This is a genomic window from Anaeromyxobacter sp. K, from assembly GCF_000020805.1.
In the GTDB taxonomy this organism is placed as follows: domain Bacteria; phylum Myxococcota; class Myxococcia; order Myxococcales; family Anaeromyxobacteraceae; genus Anaeromyxobacter; species Anaeromyxobacter dehalogenans.
In genome coordinates, this window is record NC_011145.1 from 4,970,213 (window position 1) to 4,985,284 (window position 15,072).

The 15,072-nt window shown below is 66.9% G+C and carries 13 protein-coding genes; 9 read left to right on the plus strand and 4 right to left on the minus strand.

The window, feature by feature from the left end:
* Nucleotides 1-8 precede the first annotated feature (8 nt).
* From ANAEK_RS22170 to gmd, 8 genes are all read left to right on the plus strand, one after another.
* On the plus strand, nucleotides 9-1,229 hold the full coding sequence (locus ANAEK_RS22170) for a glycosyltransferase (RefSeq protein WP_012528367.1): 1,221 nt from the start codon (nucleotides 9-11) through the stop codon (nucleotides 1,227-1,229).
* A gap of 11 nt (nucleotides 1,230-1,240) precedes the next feature.
* Nucleotides 1,241-2,557 (plus strand): lipopolysaccharide biosynthesis protein, encoded by a 1,317-nt coding sequence (locus ANAEK_RS22175; protein WP_012528368.1) that lies wholly within the window; start codon nucleotides 1,241-1,243, stop codon nucleotides 2,555-2,557.
* A gap of 82 nt (nucleotides 2,558-2,639) precedes the next feature.
* Complete coding sequence (locus ANAEK_RS22180) at nucleotides 2,640-3,962, plus strand: nucleotide sugar dehydrogenase (RefSeq protein ID WP_012528369.1); 1,323 nt, start codon at nucleotides 2,640-2,642, stop codon at nucleotides 3,960-3,962.
* Between the two features lie 6 nt (nucleotides 3,963-3,968).
* Nucleotides 3,969-5,000, plus strand: coding sequence for an SDR family oxidoreductase (locus tag ANAEK_RS22880; RefSeq protein ID WP_012528370.1), 1,032 nt, complete (start codon nucleotides 3,969-3,971; stop codon nucleotides 4,998-5,000).
* A 135-nt stretch (nucleotides 5,001-5,135) separates the two neighbouring features.
* A complete protein-coding gene (locus ANAEK_RS22885; protein ID WP_255344386.1) occupies nucleotides 5,136-6,209 on the plus strand; it encodes a glycosyltransferase in 1,074 nt (357 codons plus the stop codon).
* Nucleotides 6,210-6,260: 51 nt separating this feature from the next.
* Nucleotides 6,261-7,706, plus strand: coding sequence for an O-antigen polysaccharide polymerase Wzy (wzy, locus tag ANAEK_RS22890; protein WP_012528372.1), 1,446 nt, complete (start codon nucleotides 6,261-6,263; stop codon nucleotides 7,704-7,706).
* Nucleotides 7,707-8,070: 364 nt separating this feature from the next.
* Nucleotides 8,071-9,021 (plus strand): GDP-L-fucose synthase, encoded by a 951-nt coding sequence (locus tag ANAEK_RS22190; RefSeq protein WP_012528373.1) that lies wholly within the window; start codon nucleotides 8,071-8,073, stop codon nucleotides 9,019-9,021.
* The gene (gene gmd, locus ANAEK_RS22195; RefSeq protein WP_012528374.1) at nucleotides 9,018-10,040 is read left to right on the plus strand and encodes a GDP-mannose 4,6-dehydratase; all 1,023 of its coding nucleotides are present in this window, start codon (nucleotides 9,018-9,020) and stop codon (nucleotides 10,038-10,040) included. The genes ANAEK_RS22190 and gmd overlap by 4 nt, the downstream gene beginning before the upstream one ends.
* Before the next feature lie 24 nt (nucleotides 10,041-10,064).
* Here gmd and rfbB read toward each other — a convergent pair whose 3' ends face one another.
* From rfbB to rfbA, 3 genes are read right to left on the minus strand one after another with little or no spacing between them, the layout of a single operon-like run.
* Complete coding sequence (gene rfbB / locus ANAEK_RS22200; protein WP_012528375.1) at nucleotides 10,065-11,075, minus strand: dTDP-glucose 4,6-dehydratase; 1,011 nt, start codon at nucleotides 11,073-11,075, stop codon at nucleotides 10,065-10,067.
* The gene (rfbC, locus tag ANAEK_RS22205) at nucleotides 11,072-11,638 is read right to left on the minus strand and encodes a dTDP-4-dehydrorhamnose 3,5-epimerase (protein WP_012528376.1); all 567 of its coding nucleotides are present in this window, start codon (nucleotides 11,636-11,638) and stop codon (nucleotides 11,072-11,074) included. Before rfbC ends, rfbB begins: the two co-directional genes overlap by 4 nt.
* Nucleotides 11,638-12,522 carry a glucose-1-phosphate thymidylyltransferase RfbA gene (rfbA, locus tag ANAEK_RS22210; protein ID WP_012528377.1) on the minus strand — a complete coding sequence of 295 codons (885 nt, stop codon included), beginning with the start codon at nucleotides 12,520-12,522 and terminating at the stop codon, nucleotides 11,638-11,640. Before rfbA ends, rfbC begins: the two co-directional genes overlap by 1 nt.
* A 161-nt stretch (nucleotides 12,523-12,683) precedes the next feature.
* On the opposite strand from rfbA, the gene ANAEK_RS22215 reads away from it, so the two are divergent.
* Nucleotides 12,684-13,580, plus strand: a complete 897-nt coding sequence (locus ANAEK_RS22215) for an SDR family oxidoreductase (RefSeq protein ID WP_012528378.1) — start codon at nucleotides 12,684-12,686, stop codon at nucleotides 13,578-13,580.
* Between the two features lie 15 nt (nucleotides 13,581-13,595).
* Here the strand turns inward: ANAEK_RS22215 and ANAEK_RS22220 are convergent, their stop codons facing one another.
* The gene (locus ANAEK_RS22220; RefSeq protein ID WP_012528379.1) at nucleotides 13,596-14,918 is read right to left on the minus strand and encodes a nucleotide sugar dehydrogenase; all 1,323 of its coding nucleotides are present in this window, start codon (nucleotides 14,916-14,918) and stop codon (nucleotides 13,596-13,598) included.
* Nucleotides 14,919-15,072: the final 154 nt, after the last annotated feature.

Sequence of the window (15,072 nt, forward strand, 5' to 3'; positions counted from 1 at the left end):
GACTGAACGTGAACGTCAGCCTCACGTTGTCATTCGAGCAGCGGTTCGACCGCTCGCCTGATGGGTCGATCTGGGCCGCCGGAGGATTCAACGCAAGCTTCTGGGATGCCTACCTCGAGGTCTTCGACTCCGTTCGCGTCATGGCTCGCGTACGCGCGGTGGCGCGGCAGCCGGACCGGAGCGCTCGCGCTGACCGAGACGGGGTGACCTTTGCTCCGCTGCCGTACTATGTGGGCCCCGCTCAGCACGTTCTCCGAGCTCCGTCGATATTCTCGGTGGCGGGTGACCTCGCCTCCACCGGCGAAGCCTTCATGCTTCGCGGGCCTTCCATTCTCGCCAGCTACCTGGGCGTGCATCTGTCTCGCCGTCGCCGTCCGTACGGCATCGAGGTCGTCGGCGACCCATATGACGTGTTCGCTCCGGGCGCGGTGGACCACCCGCTGCGCCCCGTGTTCCGATGGCTGACCACCAGCCGGTTGCGGCACGAGTGCGCCCATGCGTGCGCGGCCTCCTACGTTACGGAAGCAGCGCTCCAACAACGATATCCATGCCTGGGACCGAGTTTCGCGATCTCCTCGATCCGCCTCCTGCCGGAGGCCATCGTCGATACGCCACGCGTGTATACGCGCCCCGCCCGGCGGATCGTCTTTGTCGGCAGTCTCGAGCAGCTCTACAAGGGCCCGGATGTACTCTTGGGTGCCGCGGCCCAGTTGGTCGCTAGCGGTCGCGAACTAGCGGTAACGATCGTCGGAGACGGGCGGCGCCGCGCGGAACTCGAGGACAGCGCCGCCGCACGGGCGCTCGGAGATCGTATCCACTTTGCTGGCTGGTTGCCTGGTGGCCAGGCGATTCGGCGGGAACTTGACCGTGCTGACCTCTTCGTGCTGCCGTCTCGGACCGAGGGGCTTCCGCGCGCCATGGTGGAAGCGATGGCGCGCGGCTTGCCGTGCATAGGTTCCACCGCCGGCGGTATTCCCGAGCTCCTTCCCCCTGAATGCCTTGCCAGTCCCGGCGACGCCGCATCGCTCGCGAGCGCCATCGCCCGTCTTGCCGATGACCCTGAGCGTCTCACCCTGACCTCGGCACAGAACCTCGCCCGAGCCCATCGCTTCTCGATGACGGTGCTCGCACCGCGGCGCACCGAATTCCTTCGCACGCTTCGAACGATCACCGAAGAGTTTCTCGCACTCCGGGGCCGCGCGTCGCCAACCGCCCGCACGGCGAGATAGGCACGATTCGAATGGCGACCGAGACCGGCGGCCAGGGAAGCAGCGATCCACCGAAGCGCTTTCGCCGAAACGTCGCGTGGGCGGCATTCGGGAACGCCTTCTACGCCGCGTGCCAGTGGCTGATGCTCATCGCACTGGCGCGACTCGGGACGCCCGAGACCGTGGGCAAGTTCGCCCTGGGCCTTGCCTTGACTGCTCCCATATTCTTGCTCGCCGGCCTTCAGCTTCGTGGCGTTCAGGCGACTGACTCGCGCCGCGACTTTCGGTTCGGAACATATTTCGGGACGCGAGTTGTTGCGATGGTGTTCGCTACCGCGAGTGCTGTCGGGCTGGGGCTTACCGCAGCGAAAGACCGTGAGGCATGGCTTACCGTTCTTTTTGTGGCCCTTGCGAAGGCCGTCGAAGGCCTGAGCGACGTGCACTACGGGTACCTTCAGCAGCAAGAGCGCTTGGACGTGGTCGCCAGATCGCTCATCGCACGGGGCGTCCTTGCGGTTGTGGGCGTAGTCGTGGGGCTGCTCGCCCTTGAGAGTGCTGCGTCCGCGTCCGCTGGAATGGCGCTGGCGTGGCTCTCCGTGCTTCTGGTGCACGATATTCCGAGCGTTCGGCATCTCCTGCACGGCGAATGCGAGGTGGGCGCGCCCGTCTTCGCGCGTGCGCCCATGCAGCGCCTGTTCGTGCTTGCCGCACCGCTCGGCGTTGTGCTCATGCTCGGGTCGCTTCAGACCAACATCCCGCGATTCGTCATCGAGCGCGTCCTCGGCAACAGAGACTTGGGTGTCTTTGCGGTCCTATCTTCGCTCGTAGCTGCTGGAGGCGTATTTGTTAGCGCACTCGGGCAATCGGCATCGCCTGGATTGGCCCGCCTGTTCGCGGCCGGAGATGTGGCTCGGTTCCGCCGCAATCTCGGCGCTCTGCTCCTGATCGGCGCAGTGTTGGGTGGCGGAGCTGTGGCCGTCGCGATTCTCGCCGGGGAGCCGCTGCTCCGCGTCGTGTTTGGAGCTGAGTATGCTGGGCAGCCGAACGTGTTTATCTGGCTGATGGTGGGTGGCGGCCTTGGGTATGTGGCTTCGCTCCTTGGGCACGGCATGACCGCTGCCAGGCAATTCCGGGCGCAGGTGCCGCTGTTTCTTGTTCTCATCGCGGTGCTAGGCATCCTGTGCTTGGTGCTGGTACCGCCGTTCGGGCTGCTAGGATGTGCTTGGGCGCTCGCCGTAGCTGCCACGGTTCAACTACTCGGGAGCGCGTACGTGGTGTTGCGGGCATCCAAGGAGATGCGCCCGAGCGGTTTCGAGGACGCTGCAACTGGCCCGCAGGGGACACCGTGATCGCCGCGCACGTACGGCCGCGGGCGATTTCTGATGCACGCATGACAACACTCTGGAAATCACCTTCTTGTGGGAGTTGTAAGTGACGGACATCCGTAAGCGAATCGACGATAGGTCTGCGCGCGTGGGAGTCATCGGCCAAGGCTACGTCGGCCTGCCCCTGGCGCTCGTCTTCCGGGAGGCCGGGTTTCGGGTCACCGGCTTCGACCTCGACGCCGGCAAAGTCGCTGCCCTTATGCGTGGGGAGTCCTACATCAAGCACATCGGCCCCGAGCGCGTCGCAGCCGCAGTTGCAAGCGGTTCGTTTTCGGCCACTACGAACTTCGACTTACTCCGTGAGTGCGATGCCATCTTCATCTGCGTACCGACGCCGCTCGGCGCTCACCGCGAGCCTGACAATTCCTACATTCATGCGACAGCCCGTGAGATCGCGAAGCGCCTGCGGCCAGGCCAGTTGGTCGTCCTAGAATCGACAACCTACCCCGGAACGACGGATGGCGAGGTTCAGCCGATTCTCGGGCAGACAGGCCTGCACACGCCGGATGACTACTTCCTCGCCTTTTCGCCGGAACGCGAAGACCCCGGCCGCCGTGACTTCACCACGAAGTCGATCCCGAAGGTGGTTGGCGGAGTGAACCCCGAATCCACGGAAGTGGCGGCGCTCCTCTACGGAGCGGCGCTCGACAAGGTGGTGCCGGTCGCCACATCGCGTGTCGCCGAATCAGCCAAGCTCCTGGAGAATATTTTCCGCTCGGTGAACATCGCGCTCGTCAACGAGCTCAAGGTGATCTTCGACAGGATGGACATCGATGTCTGGGAGGTGATCGAGGCGGCGAAGTCCAAGCCGTTCGGCTTCATGCCGTTCTATCCCGGGCCGGGGCTCGGAGGTCATTGCATCCCGCTCGACCCCTTCTATCTCTCCTGGAAGGCTGCCGAGTACGGGGACTGGGCCCGTTTCATCGAACTGGCCGGGGAGGTGAACACCCGGATGCCACGCCATGTGGTCAGCAAGGCCATGGCGGCGCTCAACGAGCAGGGCAAGGCGTTAAAGGGGGCTCGGGTGCTGGTACTCGGCTTGGCCTACAAGGCAAATATCGACGACGATCGGGAGTCCCCGTCGTACGAAATTCTCGAGCTCCTGAGAGACTCTGGCGCGCTGGCCGACTACTGCGACCCGCTCTTCCCGGCGGCGCGAAAGGGCCGCAAGCACGAGCTCACGCTCTCCACCGTGCCCTGCACTCCGCAGGTATTCGCAAGTTATGACGCTGTCGTGGTGTCCACCGCGCACGACGTGTTCAAGAATGCCGCGTTGTACGGGGACGTGAAGCTCGTCATCGACACGCGCAACATCATCGCACCGCTGTTTTCTGGGAAGCGGATGCCGTTCCGTCTGGTGAAGGCCTGAGATCCGATGCAAACCACCTACGATCATGTGTGTGAGGACCTTCGCGCGGCGCCACGGCGCTGGCTTGTAACAGGGGGAGCGGGCTTCATTGGCTCGCATCTCGTACAGAAGCTGCTTTCACTCCGTCAGGACGTCATCGTTCTCGATGACCTCTCGACGGGTCACCTCTCGAACCTGGATGACGCGACGAAGTCGGTGCGCGAAGACCTCCGCGGCACGTTGACATTCATCAAGGGTGATATTCGCGACCTCGCCACCTGCCTTCGCGCGTGCGCCGGCGTCGACCTGGTGCTCCATCAAGCTGCCCTAGGTTCCGTGCCACGCTCGCTCAAGGACCCGCGAACCTCGCATGATGTGAACGTCACGGGCGCGATGAACGTCTTCCTAGCGGCACGGGATTCCGGTGCACGGCGACTCGTCTACGCGAGTTCCAGTTCGGTCTATGGCGACCATCCTGCGCTTCCCAAGGTCGAGGATCAGGTCGGCAAGCAGCTTTCGCCGTATGCGGTCACGAAGTACGCGAACGAACTGTATGCGCACGTGTTCGGCCAAGCTTACGGCTTGGAGCTCATCGGGCTTCGATACTTCAACGTGTTCGGTCCGCGCCAAGATCCGAATGGTCCGTATGCAGCCGTGATGCCCCAGTGGTTCGCTGGCCTCCTCAGCGGAACGGAAGTGGTGATTAATGGCGATGGCGAGACCACTCGTGATTTCTGTTACGTGGCAAACGCAGTTCAGGCTAATCTACTTGCCGCGACGACATCGGACCGCGAGGCGGTCGGGCGCACCTACAACGTAGCCTGCGGCGCGCAGACGTCACTGAACACTCTGTTCGAACTCATCCGCACCGAAGTCGCCCGCGTTCGTCCCGAAGCCGCGAACGCGTCTCCCGCCTACAAGCCGTTCCGACCTGGCGATATCCGCCATTCGTTGGCCAACGTCGACCGCGCTCGGGCGCTGCTTGGATACGTTCCGACACATGACGTAGCGGCCGGTCTCCGCGAGGCAGCCGCGTGGTACGCATCGCTGCGGGCCTGATCATTGCGCGCTTCAGAGAACGCATCGGCCCACCCGCCGGCGAGGAGGTCCTTCTTCCCGCGCGGTTCCTCGCCCGCAGCCCATGGGGAGCCTGAGGTGGCGAACCCAGTACGCGTACTTCACGTAGTGGGCAGCATGAACCGGGGCGGCGTAGAGACCTGGCTGATGCACATCCTGCGAAACAGCGACCCTCGCAGGTTCGCATTCGACTTCCTCGTTCAGACGGACGAGCCATCCGCGTATGACGACGAGATTCTGCAACGAGGCTCGAGGATCATCAGATGTCCGCACCCGCGAAGCGCGCTGTATCCGGCTCGCCTGCTTGCGTCACTTCGACGCTTCGGGCCTTACGACGTCGTCCACAGCCACGTTCACCATTTCAGCGGCGTCGTTCTATTTGTGGCCAGGCTCTCCGGCATTCCCGTTCGTATCGCACACAGCCATAGCGCATTGACACCGTCAGCTTTGCTTAGGCGCAAGGTATACGCGCGCGTATCCAGGTGGCTCCTAAGCACATCCGCTACGCGCGGGCTTGCCGTGAGCGAACTTGCGGCCGCTTCGCTCTTCGGACCGGATTGGCGCGTTGATGACCGTTGGAGCGTCCAGCACCTCGCTATCGATCTTTTACCGTTCCGACAACAAGCCAACGATTTCGGTACTGTCCGACACGAACTCGGCATCCCAGCGAACGCGTACGTGCTGGGACATGTCGGTCGTTTCGACACACCCAAGAACCACCGCTTTCTTTTGGAGATTGCAGCGGCGACTATGCGGTCGCGACCGGAGGTATGGCTTCTTCTGGTAGGCGGCGGCCCGCTACGCCCCGCGATTGAGCATGCCGCGCGGTCGCTCGGCATCGAGCGCCGAGTTGTCTTTGCCGGTATCCGCGCCGATATCCCGCGGCTGTTATGCAGCTGTATGGATGTCTTCGTCATGCCTTCCCTTTACGAGGGCCTTCCTCTTTCCGTATTGGAAGCCCAAGCGGCCGGCCTTCCGGTAGTAATGTCCGACGCCATCACGCCCGAGGCTATTGTGATTCCTTCTCAGTGTCGCCGGCTCGCGCTGTCAAGCCCCTTAGAGGCGTGGACATCCGCGGCATTGAGTGCTCAACGGATTGATCTCCTGACGGCCGTGACCGCGCTTGAGACCAGTTCTTTCGGGCTGCAACGCAGCCTGCAGCATCTCGCTGCTCTCTACGGCGCACGCTGACGTTCGCGCCGCTCACCGAGACACCGCATCACATCGGCTCAAGGGGACGCGATGGCTTCACCATTGGCAACGCGCTCCATGGTGCGGGTCGGCATCGTGCTGTCGGTGCAAGGGGCGCTAGCATGCGTCACCCTTGTCCGCATCGCTTCTTTGTGGAATTCGGGCGCTGGCGACGACGTTCGCACCGATTCGATTCTCTTTTTGTGCAGTGCGCTTTGGGGTTTCGCCTCTTGGCGCCTTTTAGCAGGACGGCTCTTCGAGGCTTATCCGGCTTTTCTTCTCGCGTTTGCCTTGTTCAGCGGCGGACAGCTTGGACTCTATGCTGTCGGAGCTCTACCGGCGGGACCGTTAAATGCCGCGTTTTCGATGATCACCACTGAACGCACGTCACTTGTAGTGAACGCGTCACTTGCGCAGCTCCACTTTGGAGCGCTTTGCAGCCTTCTGCGCAAACCGCGTCCCATTCCTCTTTCAGGTTGCGCTTTTAGCACCACACGACTTCGGTCAGTGGGCTTGGCTTTTTCTGCTGTGGCGATCCCCGCGGCCATCGCCGACTTCGTTACGTCGATCCAAGCCATTCTCTCGTCCGGCTATCTTTCCATATACCAAAACGCAGCAGCCAACGTGGGGCTCCACAATCTTGGAGGTCTCCTCGCGATCTTTCTGACTCCCGGACTCTTGATACTTCTTTCCACTCGCCCCGAGTCACCATGGAACGTGCGCTTCGCGTGGGCCATAGCAATCGGAAAAGCGCTTTCGCTTTTGGTCATCGGGCAGCGCGGCTACGCGGTTATGACTTTGGTGCCAATGCTTCTCGTCCACGATCGGTTAGTCCGACGCCTGAACCGCACCTTGCTTGTTTGCGTCTCGGCCGCACTCGTCATCCTCGCGTTTCCCGTAATCCGGGCGATCCGCACTCTAGACGCGCAGGAGCGCATAGCAGCCATGCGCGGCGGCCTCGCTGTCGAGAACCCGCTCACCAACACGATCAGCGAGATGGGCGGGACGATGGGAACGGTGGCTCACACGATTGAGCTAGTGCCGAACGCTCGGCCCTATGATCGAGGCATGGGGCTCATCCGCGCCGTGTCCACGGTGGTGCCGAATCTTTTCTGGGAACGCCATCCCGGCGCATACTCGTACGGAGAGTGGCTCACTCGCGAGGTAGCGCCTTGGCTCGCCGACGTGGGCGGCGGTTTAGGATTCTCGCTCGTCGCAGAAGGCTATATCAATTTTGGCCGGTTTGGAGGACCGCTCTATTGCGGATTCGCGGGCTTCTTCCTCGCGGCCCTGCTTGCCGGCTCTCGCTACGAAGAGGGCCGAGACGCGAGGGTTGTTTTCTCTGCGATAGTACTGTCAGTGCTTTTGTTTTTGCCTCGCAGCGAGGCCTCAACGACCTTTCGCGCGCTCGCCTGGTGCGCCCTAGGTCCCTACCTTGTCTGTCGCCCGTGGCGTCGGCCGTTCAGCACCGCTCAAAGTGGCCGCTCTGGAGCGTGAGCGGAAGGCGTGTCCTCCAGCATACGTTCGATGAATATTGGCGAGCGCGTCTATAAGTCCGGCGTTGTCACGACGGAGGCGACTCCCCTACTTCACGATTCGACGTTGGGCCGCTCGCTCGACGCGCCGAACTTGTAGACCTCGCCCTCGCGGCCGTGCTCCGGCGCGCCGAGCGCGCCTACGGCGGTGGTCCTCGACGTGCACCTAGTTGCGCACGCTCGGGATGACGCCCACGTGCGCGCTCTGCGCGACTTTCCCATCTCGGTGGACAGACGACCGGCAGTGACGGCCGCCGTCCGCCGCGGGCGTGACCGGAGGCTGCTCCCGTTGACCCGCGCTCCCACACCCCCTACGCTCCGCCCCCATGACGTTCGACTGGTCTTCCGAGCGCGTCGTCGTCACCGGCGGCGCGGGGTTCCTCGGCGGCTTCGTCCAGGAAGAGCTGCGGCGGCGCGGCGCGAAGGACGTCTTCGTGCCCCGCTCGAAGGACTACGACCTCGTGCAGATGGAGGGGGTCCGGGCGCTCTACCGCGACGCACGGCCGACGATGGTCCTGCACCTCGCCGCGCGGGTGGGCGGCATCGGGGCGAACCGCGAGAACCCGGGCAAGTTCTTCTACGACAACCTCATGATGGGCGTTCAGCTCATCGAGGTGGGCCGCCAGGTCGGGCTGAAGAAGCTGGTCGCGCTGGGCACCATCTGCGCGTACCCGAAGTTCTGCCCGGTGCCGTTCAAGGAAGACGACATCTGGAACGGCTATCCGGAGGAGACGAACGCGCCCTACGGCCTCGCCAAGAAGATGCTGCTCGTGCAGAGCGAGGCGTACCGGCAGCAGTACGGGTTCCACTCGGTGGTCCTGTTCCCGGTGAACCTGTACGGCCCGCGCGACAACTTCGACCTGCGCACCTCGCACGTCATCCCGGCGCTCGTCCGGAAGTGCGTCGAGGCGCGCGAGCGCGGCGACCGGCAGATCGTCGTGTGGGGCGACGGCTCGGCCTCGCGCGAGTTCCTGCACGCGCGCGACGCGGCCGAGGGCATCCTCGACGCGGCCGAGCGCTACGACAAGTCCGAGGCGGTGAACCTGGGCGCGGGGTTCGAGATCAAGATCCGCGACCTGGTGCCGCTCGTGGCCCGGCTGTGCCGCTTCGAGGGCGAGCTGGTCTGGGACACCACCAAGCCGAACGGCCAGCCGCGGCGCATGCTCGACACCTCGAAGGCGCTGCGCGAGTTCGGCTGGAAGGCGCGCATCGGCTTCGAGGACGGGCTGCGCGAGACGGTGGAGTGGTTCGAGGCGAACCGAGGGAGCATCGCGTGAAGAAGGCGTTCATCACCGGCATCACCGGCCAGGACGGCAGCTACCTCGCGGAGCTGCTGCTCGAGAAGGGCTACGAGGTCCACGGCATGGTCCGCCGCTCCTCGTCCTTCAACACGCAGCGCATCGACCACATCTACCAGGACCCGCACACCCCGGGCTGCCGGCTGTTCCTGCACTACGGCGACCTCAACGACAGCTCGTCGCTCAACCTGCTGCTGAAGAAGCTCCGCCCGGACGAGATCTACAACCTGGGCGCGCAGAGCCACGTGCGCGTGTCCTTCGACGTGCCGGAGTACACGGGCGAGGTCACGGGCCTGGGCGCGACGCGCCTGCTCGAGGCGGTGCGCGAGCTGAACCTCGCCGACACCCGCATCTACCAGGCGTCCTCCTCCGAGATGTTCGGCGCCTCGCCGCCGCCGCAGAACGAGGCGACGCCGTTCTACCCGCGCAGCCCCTACGGCTGCGCCAAGGTCTACGCCTACTGGATCGGCGTGAACTACCGCGAGGCCTACGGCCTCCACGTCTCGAACGGCATCCTCTTCAACCACGAGTCGCCGCGGCGGGGCGAGACCTTCGTCACCCGCAAGGTCACCCGCGCCGCCTCGCGCATCAAGGTGGGCCTGCAGCAGAAGCTCTACCTCGGCAACCTCGAGGCGAAGCGCGACTGGGGCTACGCGAAGGACTACGTCGAGGCGATGTGGCTGATGCTCCAGCAGCCGAAGGGCGACGACTACGTGGTCGCCACCGGCGAGGCGCACTCGGTCCGCGAGCTGTGCGAGGCGGCCTTCGGGCACGTCGGGCTCGACTACCGCCAGCACGTCGAGATCGACCCGCGGTACTACCGCCCGACGGAGGTGGACTACCTGCTCGGCGATCCGTCCAAGGCGACGCGGCAGCTCGGCTGGAGGCCGCGCACCAGCTTCGCCGAGCTGGTCCGGCTGATGATGGAGTCGGACGTGGCGCTGGCCGAGCGCGAGCTGCGCGCCGGGGCGGGGCCGGCGGTCTCGCGGCACGGGTAGCGCGGCGGGGCGGCGCCCGGGCCGCTACCCGCGCCCGTACTGCCGCTCGTAGTACTTCAGGTACTCGCCCGAGATGATCCGCTCCCACCACGGCCGGTGCTCGCGGTACCAGCGCACCGTGTCGGCGAGCGCCTCCTCGAAGCGGTGGCGCGGCGCCCAGCCGAGCTTCGTCCGCGCCTTGGTGGCGTCGATGGCGTAGCGGCGGTCGTGGCCGAGCCGGTCCTTCACGTAGGCGATGAGCGTCTCGGGCTTGCCCACCTCGCGGAGCACCTGCTTCACGATGTCGATGTTGTGCCGCTCGCTGGACGCGCCGAGGTTGTAGACCTCGCCGTCGTGGCCGTGCTCGAGCGCGGCGAGCAGCCCGCGGCAGTGGTCCTCGACGTGGATCCAGTCGCGCACGTTCATGCCGTCGCCGTACACGGGCAGCGGGAGGTCGCGGAGCGCGTTCGCGATCATGAGCGGGATGAGCTTCTCGGGGAACTGGTAGGGCCCGTAGTTGTTCGAGCAGCGGGTCACCACCACCGGGAGCTTGAACGTGTGCGCGTAGGCGAGCGCGAGCAGGTCGCTCGAGGCCTTCGAGGCCGAGTAGGGCGAGGACGGGTCGAGCGGCGTCGTCTCGGTGAAGTAGCCGGTGGGGCCGAGCGAGCCGTACACCTCGTCGGTGGAGACGTGCAGGTACCGCTTCACCCCGTGCTCGCGCGCGGCCTCGAGCAGCACCTGGGTGCCGCGCACGTTCGTGTCGATGAACACCGCCGGCGCGAGGATCGACCGGTCCACGTGGCTCTCGGCGGCGAGGTGCATCACCGCGTCGATGCGCTCGGTCCGGAAGATCTCGGCCACCAGCTCGCCGTTCCCGATGTCGCCGCGGACGAAGCGGTACTGCGAGCTGCCCTCCACGGCGGCGAGGTTCTCGGCGTTGCCGGCGTAGGTGAGCTTGTCGAGGTTGACGACCCGCCAGCCGGGCCGCTCGGCGAGGAGCAGCCGGACCAGGTTCGAGCCGATGAAGCCGCAGCCGCCGGTGAGGAGGACGTTCATCGCTGGTGCTCCGGGCCCTCGAACACGGCGGCCTCGCGGAACGGCCGCCCGGCGGCATCCTTGGCCGACACGAGCGGGCGCACGCCGCCGGTGGGCCAGTCGATGCCGAGGACCGGGTCGTCCCAGCGGATGCAGTGCTCGTGCTCGGGGTGCCAGTAGTCGGTGATCTTGTAGACGAACTCGGCCTCGTCGGAGCGCACGAGGAAGCCGTGCGCGAAGCCCTCGGGGATCCAGAGCTGGCGCTTGTTCTCGGCGGAGAGGATCTCGCCGGCCCAGCGCCCGAACGTGGGCGAGCCGCGGCGGAGGTCCACCGCCACGTCGAACACCTCGCCGCGCGTGACGCGCACGAGCTTCCCCTGCGGGTTGGGGAGCTGGTAGTGCAGGCCGCGCAGCACGCCGCGGCCGGAGAGGCTGTGGTTGTCCTGCACGAACTCGACGTGCCGGCCCACCGCGGCGTCGAACGCCTTCTGGTTGAAGCTCTCGAAGAAGTAGCCGCGCGCGTCGCCGAAGACGCGCGGCTCCACGACCAGCAGGCCGGGCAGTGCGGTGGCGCGGGCCTCCATCAGAACACCCGGGTCCCGAGCAGGCTCCGCACGTATTGACCGTACGTGGACTTGCCGAGGGCCGCCGCGCGCTGCTCCAGCTCGGCGTCGGTGATCCAGCCCTGCCGCCAGGCGACCTCCTCCGGGCAGGCGATCTTCAGCCCCTGCCGCTTCTCGATGGTGGCGATGAACTGCCCGGCGTCGAGGAGCGAGTCGTGCGTGCCGGTGTCGAGCCAGGCGTAGCCGCGGCCCATGATCTCGACCGAGAGCTGCGCGCGCTCGAGGTACAGACGGTTGAGGTCGGTGATCTCGAGCTCGCCGCGCGCGGAGGGCCGGATGCTGGAGGCGAGCTCGACCACGTTGTGGTCGTAGAAGTACAGGCCGGTGACGGCGTAGCGCGACTTCGGCTTCGCGGGCTTCTCCTCGATGCTCACGGCGCGGCGCTCGGCGTCGAACTCCACCACGCCGTAGCGCTCGGGGTCGGTCACGGCGTACGCGAACACGGTGGCGCCGTCGGCGCGCGCGTCGGCGGCGCGCAGGATGTTCTGCAGGTCGTGGCCGTAGAAGATGTTGTCGCCGAGCACCAGCGCCGACGGCCCGCCGCGCACGAAGTCGGCGCCGAGGACGAACGCCTGCGCCAGGCCCTCGGGCCTGGGCTGCACCTTGTACTCGAGCCGCAGCCCCCACTGGCTGCCGTCCCCGAGCAGCTCCTCGAAGCGCGGCGTGTCCTGCGGCGTGGAGATGACGAGGATGTCCTGGATCCCGGCCAGCATGAGCGCGCTGAGCGGGTAGTACACCATCGGCTTGTCGTAGACCGGCAGGAGCTGCTTCGAGATCGCGAGCGTGGCCGGGTAGAGCCGCGTACCGGCTCCGCCCGCGAGGATGATTCCCTTGCGACTGGTCATGCGGCGGTCTTCCCCCGAGTGCGACCGGGCGCCGCCTGCGCGCCACGGACGGCCAACCCTACCACCAGGGGGAGCGCCTTTCATGCCCGGGAGGCATGGTGCCCGCGCCGGGTCGGACGGCGCTCGTTTGCCGCAGCGCGGTTCGGCGGTAGGCTCGCCGCGTGCGCATCGCGATCACCGGGGCAAACGGTCTGCTGGGCGGCGCCGCGGTCGGGCTGGCGGCGGCGGCGGGGCACGAGGTGCTGGGGATCGGGCGCGGCCCGTGCCGGCTCGCGCCGGGCGGGTTCGCCTGGGCCGACGCCGATCTCTCGGACGGGCACTCGGTCGAGCGGGCCCTGCTCGAGTTCCGCGCCGGGGCGGTCCTCCACGCCGGCGCGATGACCGACGTGGACGGCTGCGAGCGCGAGCCGGAGCTGGCCTGGCGCGCCAACGTGGGCGGCACCGAGCAGGTGGCGCGCGCCTGCCGGGCGCTCGGGGCGCGCCTGGTGGCGGTCTCCACCGACTACGTCTTCGACGGCACGCGCGGCGGCTACCGCGAGGACGACGTGCCGGACCCGCGGGGCGCCTACGCTCGCACCAAGCGCTGCGGCGAGGAGGCGGCGCTCGTGATCGCGCCGGACGCCGCCGTGGCGCGGGTGGCGGTGGTGTACAGCGGCCGCAGGGGCGCGAAGCCGACGTTCGCCACGCAGGTGGTGGAGAAGCTCTCGCGCGGCGAGCCGGTGAAGGCGTTCTCCGACCAGGTGGTCTCGCCGACGCTCGCCGAGAGCGCGGCGGAGATGACGCTCGAGCTGCTCCTCGAGCACGACTACCGCGGCGTGCTCCACACCGCCGGCGCGACCGCGCTCGACCGGGTGGACTTCGCCCGCCGCGTGGCGGCGCGCTTCGGCCTCGCGGGCGAGATCGTCCCGGTGAGGACGGCCGACGTGAAGCTGCTCGCGCCCCGCCCGCTCCGGAGCGGCCTCGACGTCTCGCGGGCGGCGGCGCTGCTGCGCTCGCGGCCGCTCCCCGTCGACGTCGCGCTCGATCGCTTCCACGCGCAGTGGGCGGCGCGGGGGTAGCCCCGCGCCCGTCCGCTACGCCTTCACCACCCGCGGCCCGCCGCTCCCCTGCACGAGCGCGGGGACCATGTTGCGCGTGTCCACCACCAGGCGCACGCCGCGGAAGAGCTTCGGGTCCTTGAACAGCTCGTGCGCGGTCGCGACCACCACCGCGTCGTAGGACGCGAACGTGGCGGCGTCGAGCGGCACCGACGAGAGGCCGAGGTCGTGCTTGCGGGTCCGGTGGGCCTTCGGGAAGTACGGGTCGCAGTAGTCCACCACCGCGCCGCCCTCGCGCAGCAGCTCGATGATCTCGTACGAGGGCGACTCGCGGTCGTCGTCGATGTTGGCCTTGTAGGCGAGCCCGAGCACGAGCACCCGCGAGCCCTTCACCGACTTGTGGTCGCCGTTCAAGGCGTCGGCGACCTTCTGCACCACGTAGCGCGGCATCCGGGTGTTGATCTCGCCGGCGAGCTCGATGAAGCGCGCCCACTCGCCGTGCTCGGCGGCCTTCCAGGAGAGGTAGAACGGGTCGAGCGGGATGCAGTGCCCGCCGAGGCCGGGCCCCGGGTAGAACGGCATGAAGCCGAACGGCTTGGTGGACGCGGCGCGGATCACCTCCCACACGTCGATGTCCATCCGGTCGAAGATCACCTTCAGCTCGTTCACGAGCGCGATGTTCACCGACCGGAACACGTTCTCGAGCAGCTTGCAGGACTCGGCCACCCGGGCGCTCGACACCGGCACCACGTTCTCGAGCGCGGCGCCGTAGAGCGCGGCGGCGGCGCGGGTGGACGCCTCGTCCACGCCGCCGACCACCTTCGGGATGGTCTTGGTGCTGAAGTCCTTGCGGCCGGGGTCCTCGCGCTCGGGCGAGAACGCGAGCAGGAAGTCGTCGCCGAAGCGGAGCCCGCTCTTCTCGAGCAGCGGCTTCACCTCCTCGTCGGTGGTCCCGGGGTACGTCGTCGACTCGAGCACCACGAGCTGCCCGGGGCGGAGCTGCTTCGCGATCTTCTCGGCGGTCGAGTGGATGTACGAGTTGTCGGGCTCGCGGTGCGGCCCGAGCGGCGTGGGGACGCAGATGAGGATCGCGTCGCACTCGCGCAGCCGCTCGAAGTCGGTGGTGGCGGAGTACTGCCCGCTCTCCACCGCCGCCTTCACGCGCTCCGGCCCGATGTGCTTGATGTACGACTCGCCGCGCGCGATGGCGGCGATCTTGGCGGGATCCACGTCGAGCCCGAGCACCGGGAAGCCCGCCTCGCGGAACACGAGCGCGAGCGGAAGACCGACGTAGCCCTGGCCGATGACGCCCACGCGCGCGGTGCGCGCGGCGATCCGCGCCTCGAGTTCCTTGATCACGATGTTCCCCCTGCGACCCGATCCGCGGGCCGGTGCTGCGTCTCGTCCCCGGCGCCGCCCACCGATCGGTGGGGCGCCAGGCCGGCCGAACCTACCACCGGGGGCGGGGGGTTTCATGCCGGGGAGCCATGGTGCCCCGCGGAGGGTCTGCGGC